The sequence below is a fragment of the Marinomonas sp. GJ51-14 genome, from assembly GCF_055808695.1.
On sequence record NZ_CM147879.1, the window covers coordinates 849915 to 874099 of the forward strand.

Annotated in this window: 25 protein-coding genes; 10 read left to right on the forward strand and 15 right to left on the reverse strand. The window is 43.5% G+C overall.

The genetic code is table 11. The features are described 5' to 3' along the window. The first annotated feature begins 54 nt into the window (after positions 1-54). Complete coding sequence (gene puuE, locus AC0L3Y_RS04190) at positions 55-996, forward strand: allantoinase PuuE (RefSeq protein ID WP_473469160.1); 942 nt, start codon at positions 55-57, stop codon at positions 994-996. Between the two features lie 81 nt (positions 997-1077). Here the strand turns inward: puuE and AC0L3Y_RS04195 are convergent, their stop codons facing one another. Beyond that, positions 1078-1911, reverse strand: coding sequence for a helix-turn-helix domain-containing protein (locus AC0L3Y_RS04195; RefSeq protein ID WP_473469163.1), 834 nt, complete (start codon positions 1909-1911; stop codon positions 1078-1080). Positions 1912-2161: 250 nt separating this feature from the next. Between AC0L3Y_RS04195 and AC0L3Y_RS04200 the strand changes: the two genes are divergently transcribed. The 5 genes from AC0L3Y_RS04200 to AC0L3Y_RS04220 all read left to right on the forward strand — a co-directional run bounded on the left by AC0L3Y_RS04200 (position 2162) and on the right by AC0L3Y_RS04220 (position 7760). Further along, a complete protein-coding gene (locus AC0L3Y_RS04200; RefSeq protein WP_473469166.1) occupies positions 2162-3301 on the forward strand; it encodes a tyramine oxidase subunit B in 1140 nt (379 codons plus the stop codon). 41 nt (positions 3302-3342) lie between these two features. After that, positions 3343-3831: a Rid family hydrolase gene (locus AC0L3Y_RS04205; protein ID WP_473469168.1), complete on the forward strand. Its 489-nt coding sequence runs from the start codon at positions 3343-3345 to the stop codon at positions 3829-3831. 27 nt (positions 3832-3858) lie between these two features. Next, positions 3859-5151: an NAD(P)/FAD-dependent oxidoreductase gene (locus AC0L3Y_RS04210; RefSeq protein ID WP_473469170.1), complete on the forward strand. Its 1293-nt coding sequence runs from the start codon at positions 3859-3861 to the stop codon at positions 5149-5151. A gap of 53 nt (positions 5152-5204) precedes the next feature. Beyond that, complete coding sequence (locus AC0L3Y_RS04215; RefSeq protein ID WP_473469172.1) at positions 5205-6596, forward strand: APC family permease; 1392 nt, start codon at positions 5205-5207, stop codon at positions 6594-6596. Between the two features lie 384 nt (positions 6597-6980). Beyond that, positions 6981-7760, forward strand: a complete 780-nt coding sequence (locus AC0L3Y_RS04220; protein WP_473470585.1) for a methyl-accepting chemotaxis protein — start codon at positions 6981-6983, stop codon at positions 7758-7760. 273 nt (positions 7761-8033) lie between these two features. Here the strand turns inward: AC0L3Y_RS04220 and AC0L3Y_RS04225 are convergent, their stop codons facing one another. From AC0L3Y_RS04225 to AC0L3Y_RS04275, 11 genes are all read right to left on the reverse strand, one after another. Next, a complete protein-coding gene (locus AC0L3Y_RS04225; RefSeq protein ID WP_473469174.1) occupies positions 8034-8399 on the reverse strand; it encodes an AraC family ligand binding domain-containing protein in 366 nt (121 codons plus the stop codon). Between the two features lie 142 nt (positions 8400-8541). Further along, positions 8542-9768: an allantoate amidohydrolase gene (locus AC0L3Y_RS04230; RefSeq protein ID WP_473469177.1), complete on the reverse strand. Its 1227-nt coding sequence runs from the start codon at positions 9766-9768 to the stop codon at positions 8542-8544. Continuing rightward, positions 9768-10988 (reverse strand): pyridoxal-phosphate-dependent aminotransferase family protein, encoded by a 1221-nt coding sequence (locus tag AC0L3Y_RS04235; RefSeq protein WP_473469179.1) that lies wholly within the window; start codon positions 10986-10988, stop codon positions 9768-9770. Before AC0L3Y_RS04235 ends, AC0L3Y_RS04230 begins: the two co-directional genes overlap by 1 nt. 40 nt (positions 10989-11028) lie before the next feature. Further along, a complete protein-coding gene (locus AC0L3Y_RS04240) occupies positions 11029-11847 on the reverse strand; it encodes a sulfite exporter TauE/SafE family protein (RefSeq protein ID WP_473469181.1) in 819 nt (272 codons plus the stop codon). Positions 11848-11900: 53 nt separating this feature from the next. Beyond that, positions 11901-13502: a gamma-glutamyltransferase family protein gene (locus tag AC0L3Y_RS04245; protein ID WP_473469183.1), complete on the reverse strand. Its 1602-nt coding sequence runs from the start codon at positions 13500-13502 to the stop codon at positions 11901-11903. Beyond that, entirely contained in the window at positions 13499-14722 is a 1224-nt protein-coding gene (locus tag AC0L3Y_RS04250; RefSeq protein WP_473469185.1) for an amidase, read from the reverse strand. The genes AC0L3Y_RS04245 and AC0L3Y_RS04250 overlap by 4 nt, the downstream gene beginning before the upstream one ends. A gap of 147 nt (positions 14723-14869) precedes the next feature. Further along, positions 14870-15625, reverse strand: a complete 756-nt coding sequence (locus AC0L3Y_RS04255) for a BPL-N domain-containing protein (RefSeq protein ID WP_473469187.1) — start codon at positions 15623-15625, stop codon at positions 14870-14872. Positions 15626-15628: 3 nt separating this feature from the next. Next, positions 15629-16189 (reverse strand): biotin transporter BioY, encoded by a 561-nt coding sequence (locus AC0L3Y_RS04260; RefSeq protein ID WP_473469189.1) that lies wholly within the window; start codon positions 16187-16189, stop codon positions 15629-15631. Continuing rightward, positions 16189-16803 (reverse strand): energy-coupling factor transporter transmembrane component T family protein, encoded by a 615-nt coding sequence (locus AC0L3Y_RS04265; RefSeq protein WP_473469191.1) that lies wholly within the window; start codon positions 16801-16803, stop codon positions 16189-16191. Before AC0L3Y_RS04265 ends, AC0L3Y_RS04260 begins: the two co-directional genes overlap by 1 nt. Beyond that, positions 16778-17542 (reverse strand): energy-coupling factor ABC transporter ATP-binding protein, encoded by a 765-nt coding sequence (locus AC0L3Y_RS04270; RefSeq protein WP_473469193.1) that lies wholly within the window; start codon positions 17540-17542, stop codon positions 16778-16780. The genes AC0L3Y_RS04265 and AC0L3Y_RS04270 overlap by 26 nt, the downstream gene beginning before the upstream one ends. A 339-nt stretch (positions 17543-17881) precedes the next feature. Further along, positions 17882-18715, reverse strand: a complete 834-nt coding sequence (locus tag AC0L3Y_RS04275) for a MurR/RpiR family transcriptional regulator (RefSeq protein WP_473469194.1) — start codon at positions 18713-18715, stop codon at positions 17882-17884. Positions 18716-18979: 264 nt separating this feature from the next. On the opposite strand from AC0L3Y_RS04275, the gene AC0L3Y_RS04280 reads away from it, so the two are divergent. Beyond that, a complete protein-coding gene (locus tag AC0L3Y_RS04280; RefSeq protein ID WP_473469196.1) occupies positions 18980-19513 on the forward strand; it encodes a YgjV family protein in 534 nt (177 codons plus the stop codon). Between the two features lie 36 nt (positions 19514-19549). Here AC0L3Y_RS04280 and AC0L3Y_RS04285 read toward each other — a convergent pair whose 3' ends face one another. After that, on the reverse strand, positions 19550-20518 hold the full coding sequence (locus AC0L3Y_RS04285; protein ID WP_473469198.1) for a permease: 969 nt from the start codon (positions 20516-20518) through the stop codon (positions 19550-19552). A 104-nt stretch (positions 20519-20622) separates the two neighbouring features. Here AC0L3Y_RS04285 and AC0L3Y_RS04290 point away from each other — a divergent pair, with 104 nt between their 5' ends. Together AC0L3Y_RS04290 and AC0L3Y_RS04295 are read left to right on the forward strand one after the other, a co-directional pair. Beyond that, complete coding sequence (locus tag AC0L3Y_RS04290) at positions 20623-20904, forward strand: hypothetical protein (RefSeq protein ID WP_473469200.1); 282 nt, start codon at positions 20623-20625, stop codon at positions 20902-20904. After that, positions 20901-21290: an ArsR/SmtB family transcription factor gene (locus AC0L3Y_RS04295; protein ID WP_473469203.1), complete on the forward strand. Its 390-nt coding sequence runs from the start codon at positions 20901-20903 to the stop codon at positions 21288-21290. The genes AC0L3Y_RS04290 and AC0L3Y_RS04295 overlap by 4 nt, the downstream gene beginning before the upstream one ends. A gap of 16 nt (positions 21291-21306) precedes the next feature. On the opposite strand, the gene AC0L3Y_RS04300 is transcribed toward AC0L3Y_RS04295, so the two are convergent. After that, positions 21307-22029 (reverse strand): HPP family protein, encoded by a 723-nt coding sequence (locus tag AC0L3Y_RS04300; RefSeq protein ID WP_473469205.1) that lies wholly within the window; start codon positions 22027-22029, stop codon positions 21307-21309. Positions 22030-22208: 179 nt separating this feature from the next. Between AC0L3Y_RS04300 and AC0L3Y_RS04305 the strand changes: the two genes are divergently transcribed. Further along, positions 22209-23060 carry a LysR family transcriptional regulator gene (locus tag AC0L3Y_RS04305; RefSeq protein ID WP_473469207.1) on the forward strand — a complete coding sequence of 284 codons (852 nt, stop codon included), beginning with the start codon at positions 22209-22211 and terminating at the stop codon, positions 23058-23060. A gap of 86 nt (positions 23061-23146) precedes the next feature. Here AC0L3Y_RS04305 and AC0L3Y_RS04310 read toward each other — a convergent pair whose 3' ends face one another. Beyond that, the gene (locus AC0L3Y_RS04310; protein ID WP_473469209.1) at positions 23147-24136 is read right to left on the reverse strand and encodes an aldo/keto reductase; all 990 of its coding nucleotides are present in this window, start codon (positions 24134-24136) and stop codon (positions 23147-23149) included. Positions 24137-24185: the final 49 nt, after the last annotated feature.

Genomic DNA, 24185 nt, shown 5'->3' on the forward strand with positions numbered 1-24185 from the left:
GGATAAATAGATCAAACTCTCCTTGAGGCTCTCTATAAAGAAGTAGGACGATAGATGAAACATTATTTAGAACGAGATTATGCCGGTTACGGGCGCCAACAACCTAAAGTAAATTGGCCTAACAATGCCAGAATCGCTGTACAGTTTGTTTTGAACTTTGAAGAAGGCGGTGAAAATTGTGTTCTTCATGGTGATGAGCACGCCGAAACATTTTTGTCTGAAATTTTCGGTGCACAACCTTTTAAAGATCGTCATATGAGTATGGAATCGTTATACGAATATGGCTCTCGGTCTGGTGTTTGGCGCATATTGAATGAATTCGAGCGTCGCGGATTGCCCCTTTCTATTTTTGCCATTGCAACCGCATTGCAGCGCAATCCTGATATAGCCAAAGCCTTTGTTGATGGCAACCATGAAATCGTTTGCCACGGTTTAAAATGGATTCACTACCAAGACATGAGCATTGAAGAAGAACGCGAGCACATGAAAGAAGCGCTGGCTCTGATCGAAGAAGTCACTGGCGTAAAACCAGCAGGTTGGTATACAGGACGTGATTCGCCAAACACTCGCGCCTTAGTGGCAGAGCAAACACAGCTAAAATACGACTCAGACAACTACGGCGATGATCTGCCTTATTGGGTACAAGTTCCTCATCATGACGCGGCTCATAGAAGTGAAGGAAAAACCAAACCACATCTCATTGTGCCGTACACGCTTGACTGTAACGATATGAAGTTCTCTTCGCCTTATGGATTTAGTCACGGGGACGAATTTTTCCAATATTTAAAAGACAACTTTGATTGTTTATACGAAGAAGGGGCAACGTCACCAAAGATGATGTCGATTGGCATGCATTGTCGAACGCTAGGTAAACCGAGTCGCTTCATGGCGCTAAAGCGTTTCTTAGATTACGTTCAGTCCCATGACGATGTTTGGATTGCTCGTCGAGGTGATATTGCTGATCATTGGATAAAGAATCATCCGCCACAAAATTAAAAACCACTATTAAAACACTATACGACAAACTAAGTTGAGCACAAATCTAGTGCGACGAAATACGAAACGGTTCTTTATTGTTCACAAATACTGTATTCGTTTTAAATAGGTTTCGTGCTTAACACGGTTTAAATAATCCAACGGAGTCGCATTCACAAGCTTTTTAAATTCTCGCTGAAAGTGTGCTTGGTCACTAAATCCTAGATCACAAGCCAAGTCTGAAAACGCCACCTCATCGCCATGGTTAATATCATAAACCGCAGATTGGCAACGTATAATTCGACAAAATGCTTTGGGCGACATTCCCATATCAGCCCGAAACTGTCGCTGTAAAGTACGAGAGGTGTAACCCGTTAAATCTTCTAAATCATTAATGCGAATGGTGCCATTCGTTTCACAAATACTACGTAAAGCTTGAGATGTTAAGTCTGAAGGTTTTCGTATTTCTTTATTGTTAGAAAAGCGTCCAAATAAAGCCGCTTGTTCAGCAAAATCAGAACTGCTCACTATGTCTTCAAACATTTGATTTGCATGGGGAACAATGTCTAAAAGGTTATAATGGTGACCGACTAAATCACCTGCCGAAGCATTCAAAAAATCTGGCATTACACCTGATGCAAACCGTACCCCAAAATATCTATGGTTCTTATTCAACTCGATAGTGATGGCTTCCATTGGCGTACCAAAAACTTCAGCGCTAGGTCGGCTTTCATCGCAGTCAAATAATATGTCCACACAACCGTCTGGGATCGCAAAGGTTTGTTCTTCCGTGTTTCTAGATTCAAAACTATAGAAATGGGAAATGGTTTGGTCATCAGAGCCTGACAGCAAAAACTTGTCAGCCGCGTTCATGACTAACCAAGGTTGCTTAGAACGAATTCCAGCAAGATGACTAATAAGAGGAAAATCTGACATAACTGAATCCTGCTTATAAATATGCTTAAGATACGCTATCTTCTGCAAACTCAATGCCAACTTACAAATCACTAACATTCACAAAGTCATGTCGCAAAAGTTCAATACGGAAAGATTTTAGAGGTCTAGGATCGAAATCATCTGCTGTTTGATTAAGGTTAATCAGGCCAAGAACATTGCCTGTTATTCCCCTAAATCGAGACCAACAGCGACAGATAAAAACTCTATTTCATATTTTTGAGGTGATGTTATGTCAGAAAGTACACAAATCGATTTTATATACCTGTCTGAACCAGACATGATCAAAGCAGGCGTGACAGACATGCCTAAATGTGTCGATGCAATGGAAGATATGTTTGCCTTAATGCATAAGGGTGACTATCGCATGGCTGGCGCGAATAACGATTCCCATGGGGCTATGGTGACATTCCCTGAAGAGCCAGAAATATCTACCATGCCACGTCATACACCAGATCGCCGTTTGATGGCCATGCCAGCCTATCTTGGAGGTGACTATCAAACCTGTGGAGTAAAATGGTATGGATCTAATATAGCCAACCGCGAAATAGGCCTACCACGCTCTATTTTAATGTTTACCCTAAATGACATTGATACCGGCGCACCGCTTGCTCACATGTCTGCCAACCTTCTTTCTGCTTATCGTACTGGCGCCGTCCCGGGTGTTGGCGCACGCCATTTAGCTCGTAAAGATTCCAAAGTAATTGGCCTGCTTGGACCTGGTGTTATGGGAAAAACCTCTGTTGCGGCCTTCATGGCTGTCTGCCCAAACATTGACACTCTAAAAGTAAAAGGCCGTGGTCAGAAAAGCCTAGATAGTTTCCTTGAATGGGTTAAAGAAACCTTCCCTCAAATCACTAATGTACAGGTTGTCAACTCGCTTGAAGATGTTGTTCGTGATGCGGACATCGTCACCTACTGCAACTCAGGCGAAACCGGTGACGTTTCATCCTATCCAATTGTGAAACGTGAATGGGTGAAAGCAGGGGCTTATATTTCCATGCCAGCCTATTGCCGATTCGATGAAGATTTAGAGAAACACGACGTTAGAAAAGTCATGGACAACATTGGTCTTTATGAAGCCTGGCATGAAGAAGCGCCGAAACCGGCCCACATGTATATCCCTATTATTGGCTGTCGCTTTATGGACATGATCGACGAAGGTTTGATGACAAAAGACCAACTGGAAGATTTGGGTTCCATCGTAACAGGGGACAAACCGGGCCGCCAAAATGATGATGAAATCATCGTTTTATCAGTTGGAGGCTTACCAACGGAAGACGTTGCTTGGGCAACCAAGGTCTATCAAAACGCACTTAAGAAAAATATCGGAGTAAAACTCAACCTTTGGGAAACCCCAGAGCTAAGGTAAACCATTTAAACAGCCTAAAGACTTTTAAGAGGTTGGCGTGAATGTCAGATTTAATTCACGCCAGTTATCTTGCACTTATTTTCATTCGTAGATTTTTATTGGAAAACCAAATGACAACAATCACTAAGGTAAAAACAGGCTCCAAGTTTGAAATCATGGGCAGCTATTCTCGCCTCGTTTCTGTTGATAACTGGATTTATGTCTCAAACACCGCTGGACGCAATCCAGAAAACAAAGAAATTTCAAATGACTTAATTGAACAAACCGAGCAAGTCTTTCGGAATATTGAATCCGCTTTAGCAGCAGTAGATGCATCGTTAGAAGACGTTGTTATGTCACGGGTGTTTATTCAGGATCCAGCAGACACAAATATGGTTATGGAATACATAGGATCACGATTTCACGGCATTGATCCATCAACAACAGTAACTTGCCCACCACTAGGTTCTACAGTTTATAAAGTGGAGATCGAAGTGACCGCGTACCGAGGCGCGTCTTCCGCCAACGTTACGAAAATCAACCTAGCTTGATCAAGCAAACTCATAGGAATCGACCTGATGACCAAGACACTTGAGACAGTTCACACAACGGATCAACTGCCAGATTCTACAACTGTTGTCATTATTGGCGGAGGCATCATTGGTGTGACTGCTGCATTAACGCTAACTGAACGAAATATTCCTGTTGTGCTATTGGAAAAAGGCCATATCGCTGGCGAACAGTCTTCTCGAAACTTAGGCTGGATACGCAAAACCAGTCGTCATTTCGATGACGTTCCATTGGCGATGGCAGCCGATAAAATCTGGACAGATATGCCTGAACGTATCGGCAGAGAAGTAGGTTATAAAAAATCCGGAATCATGTTCTTAGCCAAAACTGAAGAACAAGTGGCCATGCACGAAGATTGGTTAAAGTCGGTTGATTCGCTGTCTTTAGATTCAAAAATGATGAGTTCAAAAGAAATCGATCAAACCGTCCCTGGTGGCAAAGGTAATTGGTTAGGCGGGATTTATACGCCTTCTGATGGTCGTGCTGAACCTTCCATTGCAGCAAGTTCTATTGCCAAATCAGCCATGAAAAAAGGCGCCATTATGGTTCAAAACTGCGCGGTACGAATGCTGTCTACATCGGGTGGAAAAATCAGTGGAGTAGTCACTGAAAAAGGAGAAATACGCTGCGAACAAGTTCTACTGGCTGGCGGTGCTTGGTCTAGACGTTTCTTAGGAAACCATGGCGTTTCTTTACCGACTCTTCCCGTAATTTGCTCTGTGTTACGCACCAAACCAATGGACGGTCCAACAGATATTTCCGTAGGCGGCCCAGATTTCTCGTTTCGAAAACATCAGGATGGTGGTTTTATCATCACCCAACGAGGAGCGCTTGATGCTCCCATTACGCTAGACCATCTATTAATTGGTTGGCGCTATCTGAGCCAGCTTCGTGCACAAAGAAGCTTCCTCCGTCCGTCTTTAGGACGCGAGTTCATCAAGGATCTCGGACTAGCACGCAGCTGGAGTGCTAACAGCCCATCACCATTTGAAAAAATTCGTACTTTCGATCCTTCATTCAATCCAGATTTGAATCAAGAAGCACTTACCAACCTTCGTAATGCTTGGCCGATTTTCGACCAAGCAGAAATAGAAGAAGCCTGGGCTGGTGTCATCGACATTACTCCAGACTCCAATCCTGTTATTGATCGCATCAAAGAAATACCGGGCCTGACCATAGCAACAGGATTTTCAGGGCACGGATTTGGTACGGGTCCAGCAGCAGGACAATTAGCGGCAGACCTTGTCTCTAATGCAATACCCCTTATCGACCCAAGCCCTTATCGGTTTGATCGGCTCTAACATCGTAAAAACGGACATCATAAGAACGTTTTACTCACAAGAGGAATAGGAACATGAGCGATATCGCAAATTCAGGAACCATAAAAACAGCTGATCAATCAGCGATAAAGAATAAAGCAAAAATGGGATTGCCAACTATGATGGCAATTTGTATTGGTCTCGTCATTGTACAGGGTGCAATGATTTCGGCGATGCAAGGCGTAGGCATGGGAGGAACCACTTTTGTTTTTGCCATGATTGCCGCTCTAATTATTTCGCAGTTTAATGCAATGAGTTTTGCCGAGCTGTCTCTCATGTTTCCACAAGAGGGTACATTAGCAACCTATACTCAAAAAGCCATCGGGCACTTCCCTGCGATTATCTCGGTTTTCGCCGGCTACGTGATTGTGGCAAGTCTGGCGATACCTGTAGAGCTATTCTTAGTCGATGCAATGCTATCTGAACTACTACCAGGCTTGTTTCCAGAAAAAGTTATCCCAATTCTGATCGTTGTCATTTTGATGATCACTAACCTTGTTGGAACAAATGTGTTCGCCAAAGTACAGAACGTTGTGGCATTTATCCTTGTTAGTGCGCTTGTTCTACTTGCTCTCATAGCAATTGTTGGTACTTTTCCATCAGAAATGGCAGGTACACCTGTAGATTGGGGCTTTGCAGGAGTAGCAGATGGTAGTTTTATTAGCCTAATTGCTCTCGCTATGTGGTTATTCGTAGGGGCAGAATACATTTGTCCTATGATTAACGAAGTAAAAGACCCTACCAAAAACATCCCACGTGCGATGCATTTGTCATTGTTTGCTATTTTCGGAATCTTTCTCGCGTTCATATTTGGCGCAAGTTTATTTTTAAGCACAGAAACATTGCTTGGCTCTCCTATTCCCTATTTGGATTACGCCAATGCGGTTTTTGGTGATGCGGGATTATTTATTGCTACATTAATGGCATTAGCGGCGACTTGTAGCACAATCAATACGATTTTTGCAGCATTACCTAGAATGCTTCATGGCATGGCAGAGCAAAAGCAAGCCTTCCCTCAACTGAAAGCATTAAACCGATATGAGACCCCTTGGGTAGGTATTGTAATGATGGCGGTTTTCACCATGATTCCTTTCTTATCTCTTGATATCGACTCCTTGATTATTTTGGTGATTGCGGCGACAACAAGTTATTTACTGGCTTACATCATCTCTCATATTGATGTGATCGTGCTTCGTAAACGCATGCCAAACCATGCTCGTCCGTATAAAACACCGTTTTATCCACTTCCTCAAATTGCAGGTATCGTGGCGATGGTATACGTCATCATCAATAACTCACCAGCACCAGAAATGACGCAGATGATATTCAGTATCGCGGGTGGCATGTTACTTGTCATTAGCGTCATCGCAGCAGTGTGGGTCAAGCTGTACATGAAACGCGGTTTGTTTGAACCAGATATGGATTAACCCAAAAGATAAGCTCATATAAATGCCAGTATCACCCTAATGATGCTGGCATTTTTGCCATCTTATTTGCTTAGAAAAGGAAGTTATATGATATTTGGAAAAAAGCGTATCCAAGAATTAGAAAAAGCATTAAGTACAGTAGAAATAGAAAAAAATGCATTAGAGCGAGAAATCGAAACGCTAAAAGTGGAAGTTCAGGTTCTGACGGAAGACAGTTTAATTTTAAAAAATACGCCCCAAGTCGAAGATCAACTTATCTTGCCACAACAAGACGTTATTACACGTTCGTTAAAGTCTGTAAACAAGATATCTGACCTGTTATTCGAACCAATGAGCGCGGCTGAAGGAGACAACGAAGACGTTGCACGTAATAAAAAAGAAATCATGCAATTAGTGGAATCATTAGCAAACATTACATCGTTAACCAATAGTAGTGCTGAAGAAGTAAATGGACTAAAAAGCACGGCCAGTGAAATAAAAGGCTTTACCGATACGATTCAAAGTATTTCCGATCAAACAAATTTACTCGCACTTAATGCCGCTATTGAAGCCGCACGAGCAGGCGAACATGGTCGCGGTTTCGCGGTTGTGGCCGATGAAGTAAGAGCTCTGGCAACAAAATCTAGAGACTCTAGTGAACAAATATCCACACTCGTCAACAACATCGATGAGCGAACCAATAAAGTCAGCCTTCAAATTGGAAACCTACACAACTTAACCGTCGAAGTGAGCGAATCTTGTAAAAAACTGAGTAGTTCATTTGATAAAACAGCCAAAAATGCCGAAGAATTAATGGCGGCTGGCTATAAATCCATGGCCTTTGCGCATACGGCATCTTGTTTGCTTGAACTGCAAAGTTGGAAAACACAATTCCTCATCGATGCCCTACAAGGCAACGCTCAAACATCACATCTAGACATAAAAGAAACCCGATTTGGAGACTGGTATTACAAAGGAACAGACAATGAATTTGATTTCCGCTCCCATACGATTTTTACGAATATGGGCCGAGAACTTGAACAAGTCGACATACTAACAAAACAGATATCGGAAACATCAGATAAAGAGACACTAACAACATTGGACGCTAAAGCAACCGCACATATTTTAGCAATAGATAAAGAACTAGACGAACTACAAGCTTTCTTGTTCTCACACATTTAATCATCAATACGTTTTTTCGGTTTCAACAGCCACAGACAACGGACCTTGGCTCCAAGGAAGACAAAAAACCACACGCAACACATCATAAAGGGTTCACGCCAGTGTCGAAATGATGTGTTGTTCGTGGCTTTTGTCTTAAATACGGCTAATTCAATATCAAGTATTTTTTTGTCCTGAAGACCAATCTGCATTAAATAATGAAAACTTCGTTTTCATCGGCAGATCACGCTTCGCTCATGCAGCCCTACTCAGTAGAGTATACGAGTGTAGGAATTAGAAAATCACATCTTCCGGTACGGTGACAAAGATGGAGTGACGGATTTCGTTGAATAACGCTTTGCTGCAATGGCCTTCGCCTTCTGTGTCTTCTAGAAGGAGTAAATCACCGCCACCGAATTGGCGTGTTTCACCTGAAGAGACTTTAAATTCACAACGCCCTTTGATGATGAAAAGCAACTGACGTTGTGGTGCTGGATGCCATTTAAAATCGTAGTCGCTTGGGGTTTCACGAAAGATGATGTCGCCCGCTGGAAATCGTTCTGATAAAAAACCAATCGGGCCGCCATCTTTCAGTGCGAGTTCCAATTCACCAAAGTGGCTTTTGCCTTCTTTATCGTTATAAATTCTTGTGAACTTCATTTTTACCTCACAAATATTGAATGTTTTTTATAGCCTATGAGAGAAATCCAACATAGCATCAGAGCGACTACTCTTCAGCCTGCTGCTCGGGGAGCGAGGTGTTGTGTTGAGCGTTTCAAAAACACAAATTATCCATCAGCCGCTAGCTCAAATTTTTAATAGCATGATCCAACACTTCTAGCGCCACTGCGACATCTGGCGTAGTGATCGATTCTGCTGGGTTGTGGCTAATGCCTTTATCGCAACGCATAAACAACATGGCAACGGGGCAAATATCGGCAATCGCCATGGCGTCGTGTCCTGCGCCAGAGGGTAATGTCAGTACTTTGTGTCCTGCATGTTCTATGGCGTTACGAAGTACGCTTTGCAATGCTGGGTCACAATGTACGGCCGTTGCCGAATGGGTTTGTGTCATATCGAGCGTGACGTTTCGACGCGCTGCAATGCCGTGTATTTCTTCCATGATTTGCGCTAATCCTGCGTCTCGTCTTTCATCGAATTCACTGCGAATGTCTAATGAAAATTGCGTGTTGCCTGAGATAACGTTGACGCCATTGGGTCGGTTGTTTATCTGGCCGACAGTAGCAACAATACCGTGTTCTTGAGCGACTTTTTCTACGACCAGAATCATTTCACTCACGGCGCATAATGCGTCTTGGCGTAGTGGCATTGGTACTGTGCCTGCGTGTCCCGCCATGCCTTTGACAGACAAATCAAAACGCTTCGCGCCAGCAATCGCACTGACCACGCCAACCGGTAAATTTTCGTCTTCTAACACCGGGCCTTGTTCGATATGAAGCTCTAAATAACCCAATAAATTAGTGTTATCGATAGCAGCATTTTTTACTTTATCGAAGTCTAAACCAAAGGCTTTTAAGGCGTCTGGTAAGCTCACTCCTTCGCTGTCTTCAACATTACGCCATTCATCTGGCCATTTTCCTGTTAAGGCTCGGCTACCAAGTAAGGTAGAACGAAAGCGTGTGCCTTCTTCGTCACCAAATCCAACTAGATCCAAATGAAAAGGTAACTCAATCGATTGATCCGTTATTGCCTGAATCAAGGAAATGGGCGCTAATACGCCCAACATGCCGTCATATTTTCCACCATTCGGTACTGTGTCCAAATGACTACCAATCAAATAACGCGGTGCGTTAGGCGTTTTGCTTTCTAAACGCCCACACAAGTTACCCGCTTCGTCTTGCCATGTTTGCATGCCTGCTTGAGTCATCCAGCCACCAACTAATTCATTGGCTTGCTTGTGTTCCGCCGTTAAATAACGACGATCCAAATACTCATCTGACTGACTGATTTTGCCAAGCTCGTCACAACGGGACATTACTTGCTGTGCGATTTTGCCGTAATCTGTCATTACATATCTCCAGTATAAACCGACATGGCCGCGTCAACACCTTCGCCTGCTGGAAGCGAAAATCCACCACGACGCAATACCGTTTCAAGGGATTGCAGCGTTTGCAATACCGCGTCTTGGCGAGCGTTGAACCCCATGGTGCCGATACGCCATACTTTGCCTTTTAATGGACCAAAGCTGGTACCGATTTCGATGTTGAACGTATTCAACAATTCATGACGAATCGCTTCGCCGTCGACCGAATCTGGAATATTCACACCAACTACATTGTTCATTTTATGGCTCAAATCACCAAATGGCTGAAGCCCCATCGCTTGAATGCCTTTTAACATAGCGTCACCTGCTAATTGGTGACGTTTCAAGACGGCATCTTGACCTTCGGTTAACAAACCAACCGCACACTCACGCGCACCAAACAACATGGTGGCTGCTTCTGTGTGATGGTTTAAGCGTTCTTCGCCCCAGTAATCCATGATCATTGGCAAGTCGAAATAGTTTGATCGAATACGCATGCCAGAAGATTCTTGATGATGTGCATCACGAATACCTGCTTCCACATGAGCACGTTTACGAACCGTCGAGACAAAACGTTCGCTTAATGAAATGGGTGCGCTTCCAGAAGGGCCACCAAGGCATTTTTGTAAGCCAACCGACACCGCGTCGACTTTCCACGCGTCTGTTTCAAATCGGTTTCCGCCGATTGACGCCGTCGCATCCGTGTAAAACAATACATCGTTAGCACGGCAAATATCACCGAGTTCTTCCAATGGCTGCAACATGGTTGTCGAGGTATCGCCTTGAACAATCGCTAACAACTTTGGTTGTATTCGTTTTATTGCATCTTCAATTTGCTGAGGATCGAATACCTCGCCCCAAGGCACTTCAATTGTATGAACTTCCGCATCCGCACGTTCTGCGATCTCCGCCAACAAGTGCCCAAAGCGACCAAAGATCGGCACCAAGACTTTATCGCCTGGTTCTAAACAAGAGATCAGCGCCGCTTCAATTCCGGCACGAGACGTTCCATCAATTAGGAAGGTCTGCTGATTTTGGGTATTAAATACTCGACGATACAAGGCCATGGTTTCATTCATGTAGCTCGTCATGGTCGGATCATATTGCCCAACAAGCTGAGTCGACATCGCCGACAAAACTCGTGGATAACAGTTAATTGGACCTGGGCCCATTAATAATCTCGGTGGAAATGAAAGAGGTTGCATCAGTACTCCTAATGAGAGAAACGCCTAATGATAAAAACGTCTAAAAAATGGATTGATAAAGCATGCGTAACCCAGTCAGGATCAGCACAACAGCGAAGACTTTTTTAAGTCGACCAGCATTCAGCTTCTGACCAAGGCTTGCACCAATCGGTGCGAAGAAAACTGTTAACGGAACGATAAACGCAAAACCAATCAAGTTAACCAATCCAACGGTACCAAATGGCGCATCCAGTGGACGCTCACCCATGATCAACATAGTCAACGCGGCTGGAAGAGAAATAATTAAGCCAACAGCGGCCGCAGTTCCGACTGCTCGATGGGCTGGATAATTACAAAAAGTCAGTGTTGGAACCGTTAACGTCCCGCCACCAATACCGACCATACTGCTGAATAAGCCAATCAAGGTTGCCATGACACTTTGGCCTGTTTTACCTGGTAAAGATTTAAACATGGCTTCTTTACGAGCAAACAACATATTCAGAGCAGACAAACAGGCAATCACGCCGAACAACAAGGTCAGCCATTCACCGTTTACTCGCGTTACAATCACACTGCCGACAACAACACCGATAAAAATAAACACACCCCAATGTTTCAGTAAGGCAAAGTCTACGTTGCCTTTCGCTTGGTGAGCACGAATCGAACTGATCGAGGTTGGAATAATCGTCGCCAACGATGTCGCGGTCGCTACCAACATGGCTGAATCACTGTTCACACCAAGCCCTTGATAAATAAAGAACAACACAGGGACAATGACGATACCACCACCAACGCCCAACAAACCCGCCAGAACACCGCCAACAACACCGGTTCCCATCATGGCCAACAACATGGGAATATTTTCCATCAAAAACGACATTTCTTTCTCCTAACTCATTCGAGTGTTCTTAAATTTATGGGTATTTTAAATACCTACAATGGATCATTTTTGGCAATGGCAGAACCATCGCTACGAGAATCCGTTGCCGCTAGCATTTGGCCACCCGTCATTTGCACGACTGCACCAGCATGTCCCATCATCTCACTTTGCGAATCGACAACGACCAAATCATGTCCGCGTGTTTTCAATCCGTCCGCAACAATTTCGGCAAAGTCTTCTTCGACTTTCAAGTTATGACTCACGTCACCCCAAGTGCGACCCAACAACCAGCGACCTTCGCTAATGGCTTTGTCTAACGGCATATTGTGATAAACATAACGACTAAACAGCGCCGCTTGAGTTTGTGGCTGACCTTCTCCGCCCATGGTGCCGTAGCTCATACGACGGCCATCGTTCAGTTCAGCGAATGCAGGGTTCAATGTATGGAAAGGCTTCAGGTTTGGTCCAAGCTCTTGAAGTGAGCCTTCTTCCAATGAGAAAGACGAGCCTCGGTTATTCCAAACAATACCAGTAGAAGGGCTCACCACACCGCAACCGAATTCCCAGTAAAGGCTCTGGATGTAACTCACCATGCGTCCTTCACTATCACACGCGCCCATCCAAATGGTGTCGCCATGCTTCGCCATATGAGGCCAAGTCTGTGCGCAGTCTAAAGAAATATTGCTCAGCATTTCTTCCAGCGATTTATCTTCCAATAAAGCTTCTAAATCCGTCGTTAAACGAGACTCGTCCGTCACGTATTGGTTACGTGCAATAAAGGCTTGTTTGGTCGATTCAATTAACAAATGCGCCATGTCGGTTGGCGTTTTAGCTTGCGTATGCAAACGATCGTACAAAGCTAAAATCAATAACGACGCAATGCCTTGAGTCGGCGCAGACAAGTTATATAAAGTTCCTACGCCAGTTTTTACTTGTAGTGGTTTTACCTGTTTTGCTTCATAAGAATGGAAGTCTTCCAATCGAATTGGCGAACCGGCAGCTTCTAAGTCTTTTGCCAATTCTTGCGCGATTTCACCATGATAGAAATCATCTAAACCATTTCCAGCAAGGCGTTTTAGCGTTTTTCCTAAAGCTGGAAGTATTAAATTGTCGTCTTTCTGATAGACACTACCGTCTTTTAAAAATACCGAAAAGCCTTGAACGTCGGCTAAATCATCAAAAACTTTATTACTGGCGTCCACATAGGTTTGCGTCACCGCACTGCCGTTTTCAGCAAATTGAACAGCGTCTTCCAATAAACCCGATAAAGGTAAAGGCGATTGCCACGTTTCGCTGATGGATAAAGCTTCTTGCCAACCAGCTACCGCGCCCGCCATCGTCAACGCGGCTTTTCCTCCTCGTGTTGGAATGCTTTCGCAGCCACTGTTCTGATAGAAATCAAGCGTCGCAGCTTGTGCCGCTTTACCAGAGGCATCGATGCCAACTGGCGCTTTTCCCGGCTCACTGATCAGCCAAAAACCATCACCGCCTAAACCATTCATGTGCGGATAAACCACAGCAATAGCAGCGGCAGCGGCCACCATAGCTTCTATCGCGGTGCCGCCTTGTTCTAGTATTTTTTGCCCTGCTTCTGTCGCTTTAAAATGCGGTGCCGTAAAGGCTATCCCGCTTTTATTCCTATTATCTTGGCTCACAAGCTCTGCTCCATCAATGTTTTTGCAAATTCGATAAGCGCCAAATCACTGCCCTTTGACCCAATCAAAGACAAGCCACAGGGTGCACCCTCTAATTCACAAACAGGTAAATGCAATTGCGGTAAACCCGCCAATCCAGCAATGGCCGTCATGTCCATCAGTTGATTACGATAAGTTGCCAAATCGTCCGCAGACGCTGTAAATAAAGGCGATAAGCCCGGTGTTGTTGGAATAATAAGAACAGAGTCTTTTAACTCGCCTTGAATCCAATCAGCGAAATCTTTGCGCTGTTGCTTTGCTGCGGCTATTTCATCCGCGGAAATGGTTGCACACCATTCAAAACGTAACTGAATATCAGGCGCAAATTCTGGCTGCACTTCTGTAATCCAATTACCATGTTCTTGCCAAATCTCTGCACCTTGTAAAGTACGAAAAATTTCACTGGCTTTCCACGCTTGAGTATCAATAAGCAAAGAGGCTTCGTTTGTTAACAATCCTTGATGACGCCATATATCAAGTTGCGTATGTAGCTCGCGACTATGGGCAACTTGATCGACTAAGTTGTCGCAAATCAGAACCTGATTAAAGGAAGTTAGGACGTTTTCTGGTAAGGCTTTGGTAAGTAAAACCTTAGCGACATTTTCTAAAGTCTCTAGATCTTTCGTCATCCATCCGACCGTATCAAAAGACGGTGCTAGAGCAACCATGTTGTCAGAATCAATCGCACCATGAGTAGGGCGTAAACCAAATAAACCGTTGTAACTAGAAGGCACGCGGATCGAACCACCCGTATCTGTTCCTAAGCCAATATCCGCCATTCCAGAAGATACCGCTACCGCTGAACCAGACGAGGATCCACCCGGTAAACGATCAGCTGTAATAGGATTTTCAGGGGTTCCGTAATGAATATTCTGGCCATTTAAACTGTAAGCCAGTTCATCGGTAATGGTTTTGCCACAGAATTCAACGTCAGCCGCAAGTAATGCCGTTACGCTTGATGATGTTTGAGTTGGGATGTCATGACTGGCTAGCCAAGTTGGATTGCCTGCGGAAGTGGGTAATCCTGCCATATGAAACAAGTCTTTCACGGCTAAGCGAAGGCCTTTTAAAGGCTGATCTTTATGAGTAACTGAATCCGCTGTTGTACTAGTAAAAAGAGCGCTACTTCCGTCTTGATCGCTTAACGTAAGAAATGGATTTTTTACGATGAAATGTTTCATGCTTCCCCCTTGGTGAAGAACTATGAAACAATCGTTTCACTAAAAAGTCAACTGAAACAGCACTAGGTGCTATGTGTTAGGTAGGATGTTATGAACACACTGAGCCAGATATTCTTGAAATGGACGTCTTATTAACAGAAAGAGGTCTCAGGAAGGAAGGTCTAGATTAACTAATAAGCTCTCCAGCAGCTCAAGTCGTAAATCGGCACCGTTTGGCAACCGAGAAAAATGTTCGTACTGATTACCGATCACATTAAAATCAACCAGTTCAATCGCTTCGTTATCGTACTCGGGATGTGTTGAGCAAAGTAACCATCGCCCCTGACCGTAACGGCCAGAGACAATAGCGGCTGGCTTGTCCGGTAAATCGGCAAAAGACGCCAGTACTTTATAACCACTTTTATCATGGTCATCCGCGACATTGGGCTGAAAAACACAACCGCCCAAATACAGTGAGGAGACCAATTTACCTTGGTATTCTAGAGTCACTAAATGAGCATCGGTCTGGTTGTAATTATCGCCGCGGCCAAACGCCTCAATCGGGCCTATAGCAGCCCCCGAGAAAAAATTCAGTTCATTGCGAACAATGATTTCATGGGGCAGACCTTGCGCCCATTTCGTCACATTACAGCCCATGTAGGCGCCGCCACAAATACCTAAATAGCGGCCGCCCTGCTCAACATAGGTTTTAATCATGCGGTTTGCTGTGCCATTGAGTTTATCTGCTTTGTAGCGGCTGGCACCGCCGGGCATTACAAACAGATCCACATCCTTGCTTAAAGCACCGTTTAAAATTTCATTGGCATTAATGAAGCAAACGCTGTTTTTACCGTAAAGCCGTGTCAGCGCATAATAAAGGATGTGGTTAGCGGAGACATTATCGGCATAAATCTGAATATTCATCTGTTACGGTTTCGTTTTAATCTGGCGTGACAGCAAGCTTGCAGGGCGAGCTTTAGCGATGGCCCCAGTGAGCAAGCCAGCAATAATCACTTTAATAATGCCTCCAGGAATAAAAGCAACCATCAGTGCTGCGGACTCAAGGAATGTTTTTTCCAAGACGATCGCCATACCAACAATACCAAACAAGTAGCTCACGAAGATGCCGCCGACAATGGAGGCAATGATTGAGACAAGGACAATAGAACCAGTGCGCCACTTCTCAACAATCAAACCCGTCACATAAGCAGCGATCGGCCAGCCAATTAGAAAACCACCCGTTACGCCAAAAAACAGCCCCAAACCGCCGCGACCACCCGCCAATAAAGGCAGGCCAATTGCGACCAGTAACAGCAACAATAACACAGCTAAAGCACCGCGTTTGGCTCCCAGTATCGTACCGCAAAGCATAATACCAAGGCTCTGTGCAGTAATCGGCACACCAAAGCCAAGGGTTAGTTTAGGTATCAAGCCCAGTGCTGCAACCAAAGCCGCAAACAAAGCGATATAGGCAATATTTTTTTCCATTATTCTCTCTCTTGGTTTGTTAATCCGCCGCGAGCCTTTAAAGCTTCGGCAACATGATCCGCATCGTCGAGCGCGAGGACCGTAAAGGGTAAAATAATTCGCCAGCCAGAACGACGAGTTGAGCGAGCGCGCCAAGCCAAAGTCAGATTTTGACCTTTGGAAACAAGCACAGGTGTCATGCGAATCACCAAGGCAATTGCCAGCTCTAGCACACGAGGGTTAAAACCTAGTCGTTGCAGCGGTCGAGTTAGCCAATGTACAACATCAATCATGTCGGAAAGGCGTGTTGTCATGGTCACCAGATTCGCCATCCCCACCGCAGAAATCATACGAAAGGCAACGGTTAAACCCAGCGGTAGCTCATCTGTGAATAGGTGCCAAACAATCACCATAAAAACAAACGGCCACAAGATCTTCAGATGCTTCCAGCCATTTTTAAAGAACAGTGCTCCCGGTAATGCATAGAGCACAGCGACAAAAATCAAAAACAGGCCGTGAAAGACAACACTATCAACAAAGAACAAGCCAAAGGTCACCAGGCTCATCAACCCTAGTTTTAACCCTGCAGGCCAATGATGTGCACGGGTTTTAACTGGCGAGGTCAGAGATATCATCGCTTTCTCCCAGTTCGTACATGGCCGCTAAATAACGTGGCATAATTTCGTCAGAATCCCCTAAAGCCGCCACTTGACCAGCTTCCAACCATAAAAGTTGGTCATAATTCTGAAGATCGTCTGGGTCGTGACTGATGTGAATAAGGCTACCGGAAAACGTATCGAGGTAACGCTGCAATTGGCGTTTGGTAGGAATATCCAAGCCAGCAAACGGCTCATCGAGAATAATTAGGTTAGGTTTCATGGCGACAATCGACATCAGGCAGACCAGATGTTTTTGTCCATGAGATAAAGCAGAGCAATGTACATCCTGCCAGTGCTCTTTACCAAACGCCGACAACATTTCCAACGCATTCTTTTTGGCATCGGTTTTATCTTGGCCCAATTGGCGCAACCCGAATGTTAATTCTTCTAAGACAGTTGGAAAAATAATCTGATGGTCTGGATTTTGAAACAACAGGCCGACCTCCCGCAATGCAGCGCGGCGGTCTTTAAATGGGTTGAAACCAGCAATTTCAAGCTGCCCAGAGGTAGTGTCAATCAAACCTGAAAGCAAGCGGGATAAAGTGGACTTGCCCGAGCCATTACGACCAATCACTCCAAGCCGACGGACATTAGTATCCAGAGACAACTGATTGATCACTTGTTTACCTTCAATCTCTAGGCAAACCTGATCTAACCGAATGGCACAACCAGTCGTGGTTAGTTCTTCTGCAGGGCTGTTTATATTATTGATCATGCACACCAGCGTTAATCACAGATAAAACGTGCCGTGGACACACGCCCCGTTAAAAATCACGGGGGAAATGCGCGCATCCATACACTTTGAGCGCGAGATATTAGCAACACCAGCAATGAATGTAAACTTCAAAATTATTAATGGAATACTGATGATTAAAAAACAAACAAATAGGTAAAATTCATCTACTGGGTAAATTATTAACTCACTACTTGAAATACCCTGATGAAGGATTTTAGAGTTAATCACAGGGAATACTAGATCAAACTGTCCATGCTTAATTTATGCAGCAAAAGCCCCATGAAAATAATAAAGTAAAACAAAAACTAACAGACAGATTTAAGGTTCTAATTCATCTAAAGACTCATATAAGGCTGCAATGTCTTGCGCTTGACGGCTGGCGCCATCACCAAGGTAGCCATAAACCCGATTACAAAGCATAGAAATCAAACTCATTGGTGCGGCGTAACTGTCAAATGGGCTGTCGCTGCCAAGGTGGCAGATCAACACATGAGCCACTTGTTGGTTATAAACCTGCCCTGTCGGATCGGTAATCAATATAGTGTTTCGCCCTTCCAGCGCGGCAACAATCTGCTTGAACTGGCGAGTACGTCGACGAAAACCAAGTAAGACGATGACTTCATCATCCAAAATATCGTGTAAGTCTTCTCCTAATGTTTGTCCCGGTTGAGGTAACAAACGCACGGAGTGGCGTACTTGTTGTAGTTGCTGACGAAAATGCAGTGCCAATGGGTACGCGTTCCTGAAACCTATTAAAGTCACTCGGCTCGCTTTCGCCAAACGCTGACTAATGTCATTCAATATTTCAGGACGTAAACCTTCAAAGGTTGAGGCTAAATTTTTCAATTCCTGCGAGGTCTGATCCAAAGACGAACCTTGAGTGAAAATCGGCACGCCGCTTTCTCTTAGGGCCAGTTGGGCTTGTTTCGCGCCTTGATGGGAATCGTAACCAAGTTGACGAAAAAACCGACTCACTGTCGCTTTAGAGGTATTGGTGTTATCTGCGATTTCAGCAGACGTCTGACTGACAATCGCCAACGGATTCTGCTGTAAATAATTCGCAATCGAACGCGCAGAAGGAGAGAGATTAGGGTAGTTTTTCTCGATAAGGGATAACACATCCTGCTTTGTCGTCACCAGCTTTGTCGTCACGTAAGAACCTCAGTTTGATAATTATTTCTAATAAGGTAATCGATTGTAGACTGCCTGCCAACTTAGATTCGTGCTTTATTTCATCATGCAGCAAAAAAGAAACGGAAGTTTCATCAATGAACTGCTTTTAATCATCTAAAGCCATCTTCCTTTATCAGCGTATCAATACAGAATATCTTACTAAAAGCGACAATAACGTTTGGATAAAACAGCGTTTCAATTTACTCTAGCTGCAGACATAAGAATTAAAACCATAGGAACAACATGATAGACCAGCCCTTTATCGCTCAGTTATTAGGATTCGCCAGCTTTGCGATTGGTATGTACGCCTTTTTTCAAAAGGATGACAAAAAACTAAAAATCATCATGTTTATTTTTAGCCTCAATCACACACTTCATTACCTATTATTAGGCTCTATGGTTTCCGCGCTCAGTGCCTTACTTTCCGCTTTACGAACAGGGCTTTCCATTTATATTTCATCAAAATGGCTGGCTTTTACATTCATCCTATTTGGTTTGATCAGCGGTATTTATCTAGCGGATAGCATATGGGATTTGTGGGCAATGCTCGGTATGTGCATTGGCACTTATTCTTTCTTTGTATTGAAAGGTATTCAGATGCGAGTGGGATTTTTGATCGGCGCAATATGCTGGTTAATCAACAATATATTGGTTGGTTCCATCGGTGGAACGTTTCTAGAAGCAACTTTAATAAGTGTTAATATCACTACAATTATTCGACTACTAAGAGATAAACGCAGCGCAAACAATGTAGTTGAAACCATTAAAGTTAAATAGCTTCAACTACATTGAGTAAAGGTTTCTCAGTAAAAATCAAATCACATATTGAAACAATACACCGCCAATAATAGCGGTCGTCAAAATAATCGAAACGAAAGCAAAAACGGCTTTCGGTTTGAGCACAGAAGACACCAAAGCAATTTCTGGCAAGCTTGCGCCAGTACCACCAATAATAAGCGCCATTGCAGGTCCCATCCCCATGCCTTTTACAATTAATACATTTAGCAACGGGATCGCCATTTCAATTCGCAAATACAAAGGCACACCGATCAATGCCGCAAAAACGATCGACATAATGCTGTCGCCGCCCACATATTTTTCAACCATTTCTGCAGGAAGGTAAGCCGCAGACAAGCCGCTAATAAAGGCACCGATCAAAACATAGGGAATAATTTTTTTAAACAAGGCCCACGCAAAGCGCAATGCAGGTTTTGTTTTGCTTGGTTTGCTAGCTGAATCATTGTTAATTACACCGCCACAGCCTTGGCTCGATGTTGGCGCAGCACCACATACTGGTGCCGCAGAGCAGCTCGACTTTGCTTTTTTCCCCTCTAATAGCTCCTCACCCCGTTTAATTTCATTGCGCCAAGGCGTTTTTGTAATAAACCATCCGCCAAAAACCGCCGCGATAAAGGTGATAGCCAGATAGCTTGCTGTGATTTTAAAGCCAAATGTTACGTATACCATGGCAAGAACAACGAAGTTACATAGCGGAGCCGAGATTAAAAAGCTCAACACGGTTCCAAGCGAAACCCCCATTGTCGCCATTCCCATGGTGACTGGCACAACAGACGCACTACAAAACGGCGTCAACATACCGCATAAACTTCCTAGTAATGGGCCCCATTTTTCATGCTTGCTAAGTGTTTTCTGTAATTTATCCTGCGGAGTGTACTCACGCATAAAGCCAGTAAGAACCGAAACCACCGCAATAACTAAAACTAACGCGCCACCAACGTGGATAAATTCGTTGAGCGCAACCATGAGCTTTTCTGTATCCACAATATCACCCTAAACCATCTTGATTAAAAAGAGATTCGAAATATATACATATAAGCACATTTGTGCAAGTATGCATATATCATTTAGGTGTTAGGATAAAGTTCATGTTCAAAACAAGAGTGATGGAATTAAAAAAATGGTGTGCTTACAGTCATATCGCCAACATAATTTCTATGTTCATTCACGGAAAAAGCTTGTCAGGACAAACTCGGACAGGCCGTAACATTGCATTACTCGGTCTCTTCTGTCCTTTCTTTTGGATAGCACTTTTCTCTGGAGCAAGTGGTACAACACTGATATTTCATGCGGCACATTCTAGTATCGTTTTTCTAATTGGAGTCGTTATAATGATCATCAGTTTAATAAAGCGAAAAAGGCATGAATGAACGAACATTATATAGATGCGCTTAAAGCGCTCGCAGAACCTAATCGACTCCGCCTGCTTTGGTTACTCATCCAAGTCAATCAGCGTATTACTATTGCTGAAGCAATGGATGTAACTGGAGACACACAATACAGCGCGTCAAGAAACTTAAAAACACTCTACAAAGCCAAGCTGCTAACGCAAGAAAAACGAGGAAAATGGGTCTACTATACTCTGATGCCTCAATTCGAACCGCATTTGGAAAAATTAGTAGAATCCGTTCGCAGCCTGCCACAAGAAGGATTTGTAGACATTATGTCCCGTTGTAAAAAACGACTTTCCATGCGAGTGAATGGCGAATGTATGGTTGGGCCGAACAGTGAAGAGTGGTTCGATAAGATATCTTAAAATAAGATCACAAGTTTTATTTAGGCAGTCGTGACACAAGCTTTTTGTGTCGGGTTTTCGCACTGTCTCTTGCCACGTTATATATGTGCATAAGCTCTTCTGCACTCGCATCAATAAAAACATTCTCTTCTTCTAGCACATGATAGAGATCGTCAATCTCGAACAGGTGTTTTTCATTAGTTTCATTGCGAACTGTCGAGTTCAAAAATAATGGATAACGTCGCCAGTGAAATCCATTATTAAGAATAAAAGCTAACGCCAACATCACCAGTAAATTAATCAGTAATGGATACAATAAAAATTCATAACCCATAGTATGTATGCTGCTTCCGCCAACGACACAAGACAATGCGGTTGATCCTCCTGGTGGATGTAAACATCCGAGGTAGTGCATCACGATAATCGATGCACCAACAGCCATCGCTCCAGAGATAAAAGACGAGCCAAATTCCTGATAAAAGCTAATACCAATAAACGCAGAAATAAGGTGCCCAACAGCAAAAGGCCAAGGCTGTGACAAAGCACCATGGGGCACGGCAAAAAGTAAAACAGCACTGGCTCCAATAGAAGAAACCACTAATAGCGAATCGGGTAGCGATAAAAATAGATTTGAAAGATAAAACACACCGACCAAAGCCACACAAGCCGTTGTACCAGACAGAAAACGTTCGAAGTGAGAAGTTTTGTTCGTTTCAATACCAATAAACCGGGCAACACTACGACATAGGGAAATGAACATAAAAACAAATAAGCCTTACTAAAATAACACGCATTTAAAACAACAGTAACAATGTCACAAGCTTATTTCGCTGAACATTTACCTAGTAATGGCGCCATTTTAATGATTAAAATAGCCTCATGTATAACGAATTAAAATGAGGATTAAATGCAATATTGTTGCATTTAAAGCAAGTCAAAATGGATATTGAGCAGGCAAAAACCTTTTTAGAGATTATTCATTCCGGTACCTTTGCACGAGCTTCTGAGCATTTACATGTCACTCAGACTACGATTACAGCAAGAGTAAAAGCTCTAGAATCCGCTTTAAATTGCACTTTATTTATTCGTAATAGAGCGGGAGCAAAGCTCACAAAAGACGGAGAAGCTTTTGTCAAACCAGCTCAGAAAATGATCGAAGCTTGGGAACAAGCAAAACAAGTGTGTGGTAATTCAGACTATCAGATACAAAACACGCTCAGAATTGGTGGTGAGATCAGTCTTTGGAATCCAATATTAATCGACTGGCTCTTGGCGATTAATGCAGAAATGTCCCACTGGATTATTCATAGCTCGGTAACAACCACTGACATGCTTTATGAGTCTCTTCAGAAACAAGAAATGGATGCCATTATTGTTCATAGTCCGCGCTACTTATCTAATTTAATTGTTGAACAAATTGCCGAAGAAAAGCTCATTCATGTGGCATCAATAAAACAACCAACACCAGATTTATTTATAGATTGGGGAGAGGAGTTCACATTACAATTTGATCGCTGTGTGCCTTTTAACCGCAAGTCTGCCATGCAGTTTTCACTCGGCCCCATGGCGTTGAAATATCTCTTGGCGAATGGTGGAAATGGCTACTTCCGCACTCGCGTCGTAGCTCAATACCTTCAAAATGGGTCATTGATAAAAGTGAATGATGCCGCGGAATTCACTTATCCTCTTTACCTTGTCTATCATAAAAACAACACGTTGCCAGACGGATTTGAGCAGGCTAAAGAAATGCTCTTAGATAAGGTAAAAAACTTCTCAAACTGGCCGATTTAACTGTCTCTGTTTTTTGACTCAAACTGGAAATAAAAAAAGTGCCCAAAGACACTTTTTTATTTCATTGATCACTCTTTTTTAAAAGGTTAACGAGATGAGATCACACCTTCTAATGACAACCAGAATGACTCAGGAATGTCTTCTTCATACCAAGCGATATTTTGTGCCACTCGGCTTTCATTCGTCATGCCAATTAGAATAGATTTAACGCAGTCATAACGAAGTGCGTATTGAATGGCAGCGGCCTGAAGTGAGACATTAAACTGTTCACAAACAGCTTCTATGGCAATCACTTTTTTCACAATGTCTTGTGGCGCCTCACCATAAAAATAATGTCCTAACCCCTTGGAGCCTTTTGCCAATATACCCGAATTAAAAGGCGCAGCAGCGATCAAAGACACTTGGTTTTTAGAGCATTTATCGGTGAAATAATCAGTAATATCATTGTTTAAAAGAGTGAAACAATTTGCCACCATGAAACAGTCAAATGGAGCATGCTCCATTACTTGATCACAAATTTGCCATTCGTTAACGCCTAAGCCGATATTGCGCACAGCACCTTGTTCACGTAGCTCGGTCATGGCTTTAAAACCACCATCAATCGCTTGCTGTAAATAGGCTTGATGCTTTTCTTTATGGGTTAACTCACCGATATCGTGCATCAAAAGCATGTCTACCTGACTCACACCTAAACGCTGCAAAGAATCTTCAAATGAACGCATAATACCGTCATAGGAGTAATCGTATTCACGATCAAAAGGACTGGCTTCTACATAGCAATCGGCGTCTTTTTTTACGCTATTTTTATCGGCATGCAACACTCGACCGACTTTGGTCGATAAGAAAATATCGGCGCGTGGCATTTCATCTAAAGCCACACCAAGGCGACGTTCAGCAAGGCCAGCACCATAATGAGGAGCGGTATCAAAATACTGAATACCAAGAGAGTGAGCTTTATTGATGGCTTTCGTAATCTCATCATAAGACACTGGGCGGAATAAATTACCTGCCCCAGCACTACCAAAACCCAGTTCCGTGATGATGGAACCACTGCTGTTTATTATTCTTGTTTTCATTATCCACTCTCTAAGTCACAACCTCTTAATCACATAGGTTCAAAAGAGG